The organism is Pannonibacter sp. CBAS1226, assembly GCF_055685825.1.
In genome coordinates this window covers 1-2,500 of sequence record NZ_JBVOUO010000026.1, presented here as the reverse complement: position 1 = coordinate 2,500, position 2,500 = coordinate 1, and the positions used below count along the sequence as shown (strand labels likewise).

Annotated in this window: 2 rRNA genes (1 of these 2 cut by a window edge); both read left to right on the top strand. The window is 56.6% G+C overall.

What is annotated here, in order from left to right:
• Positions 1-1,996 (top strand): 23S ribosomal RNA (locus AC0CMF_RS25125) (it extends 726 nt beyond the left edge of the window).
• Between the two features lie 296 nt (positions 1,997-2,292).
• Positions 2,293-2,407, top strand: a 5S ribosomal RNA gene (gene rrf, locus AC0CMF_RS25120).
• Positions 2,408-2,500 lie beyond the last annotated feature (93 nt).

Sequence of the window (2,500 nt, the reverse complement as noted above, 5' to 3'; positions counted from 1 at the left end):
ATGAGTTGTGGCTAGGGGTGAAAGGCCAATCAAACTCGGAAATAGCTGGTTCTCCGCGAAATCTATTTAGGTAGAGCGTCAGACGAATACTCCTGGGGGTAGAGCACTGGATGGGCTATGGGGACTTACCGTCTTACTGATCCTAACCAAACTCCGAATACCAGGAAGTACTATCTGGCAGACACACAGTGGGTGCTAACGTCCATTGTGGAGAGGGCAACAACCCTGACCGCCAGTTAAGGCCCCCAAATCATGGCTAAGTGGGAAAGGATGTAGAACTCCCAAAACAACCAGGATGTTGGCTTAGAAGCAGCCATCATTTAAAGAAAGCGTAACAGCTCACTGGTCTAAACAAGGGGTTCCGCGCCGAAAATGTAACGGGGCTCAAGCCATGTGCCGAAACTGCGGGTGCACGCAAGTGCGCGGTAGCGGAGCGTTCCGTAGGCTGATGAAGGCAGACCCGTGAGGGCTGCTGGAGGTATCGGAAGTGCGAATGCTGACATGAGTAACGACAAAGCGGGTGAGAGACCCGCTCGCCGAAAGTCCAAGGGTTCCTGCTCAACGTTAATCGGAGCAGGGTTAGCCGGCCCCTAAGGCGAGGCCGAAAGGCGTAGTCGATGGGAATGCAGTTAATATTCTGCAGCCTGCGGGTGGTGACGGATGCCGTGTATCGTATCCCCTTACTGGATTGGGGATGCGGTGAAGGTGTCCCAGGAAATAGCCCCCGCATTATAGACCGTACCCTAAACCGACACAGGTGGACAGGTAGAGCATACCAAGGCGCTTGAGAGAACTATGCTGAAGGAACTCGGCAAATTGCTCCCGTAAGTTCGCGAGAAGGGAGCCTTCTGATCGGGCAACCGGTCAGGAGGGGCACAGACTAGGGGGTGGCGACTGTTTATCAAAAACACAGGGCTCTGCGAAGCCGTAAGGCGACGTATAGGGTCTGACGCCTGCCCGGTGCCGGAAGGTTAAGAGGAGGTGTGCAAGCTCCGAATTGAAGCCCCGGTAAACGGCGGCCGTAACTATAACGGTCCTAAGGTAGCGAAATTCCTTGTCGGGTAAGTTCCGACCTGCACGAATGGCGTAACGACTTCCCCGCTGTCTCCAGCATAGGCTCAGTGAAATTGAATTCCCCGTGAAGATGCGGGGTTCCTGCGGTCAGACGGAAAGACCCCGTGCACCTTTACTACAGCTTCACACTGGTATTCGTGTCGACATGTGTAGGATAGGTGGTAGACGTCGAAGCGAGGGCGCCAGCTCTCGTGGAGTCATCCTTGAAATACCACCCTTGTCGTCATGGATATCTAACCGCGATGTAACAGCATCCGGGACCGTGTGTGGCGGGTAGTTTGACTGGGGCGGTCGCCTCCCAAATGGTAACGGAGGCGCGCGAAGGTGGGCTCAGAGCGGTCGGAAATCGCTCGTCGAGTGCAATGGCATAAGCCTGCCTGACTGCGAGACTGACAAGTCGAGCAGAGACGAAAGTCGGCCATAGTGATCCGGTGGTCCCTCGTGGAAGGGCCATCGCTCAACGGATAAAAGGTACGCCGGGGATAACAGGCTGATGACCCCCAAGAGTCCATATCGACGGGGTTGTTTGGCACCTCGATGTCGACTCATCGCATCCTGGGGCTGGAGCAGGTCCCAAGGGTATGGCTGTTCGCCATTTAAAGCGGTACGTGAGTTGGGTTCAGAACGTCGCGAGACAGTTCGGTCCCTATCTGCCGTGGGTGTAGGAGAATTGAGAGGATCTGTCCCTAGTACGAGAGGACCGGGATGGACGAACCTCTGGTGGACCTGTTGTGGCGCCAGCCGCAGTGCAGGGTAGCTATGTTCGGAATAGATAACCGCTGAAGGCATCTAAGCGGGAAACTAACCTCAAAACAAGTTCTCCCTGAAGAGCCGTGGTAGACCACCACGTCGATAGGAGGCATGTGGAAGCACGGCAACGTGTGAAGCTGAGCCTTACTAATAGCTCGTTCGGCTTGATCACTCTCATTAATCAATGTCCATTCCATATAAATGTTCTCACGGACGGTCGCGCTAGCGCGCTGTCCTGCGAACCACGCGCGGCATAAGCCGCGGCGGCACTCGGCCTTGCGGACCTCCGGCCCGTAACTCCTTGCCGCTCACGGGCGCTGCCCTCCGCGAGGGCGGCCTGACCGGCCGGCGCGCGTCGCGCTTGCGGACCTCAGGTCCGTCACGTCCCTCGATACTCAGGGAGACGCACAAAAAACATCGATCAGCATCCGCTGAAAAGACCAGTTCCTCATATCTGCGTTTCGCCGGCCTGGTGGCCCCAGCGGGGGGCCAACACCCGATCCCATCCCGAACTCGGCCGTGAAACCCCCCAGCGCCAATGGTACTTTGTCTCAAGACACGGGAGAGTAGGTCGCTGCCAGGCCTGCAAAACGCAGATAAAAACACCTCTTCAACAACCACCCAACTAACGCGGGGTGGAGCAGCCCGGTAGCTCGTCAGGCTCATAACCTGAAGG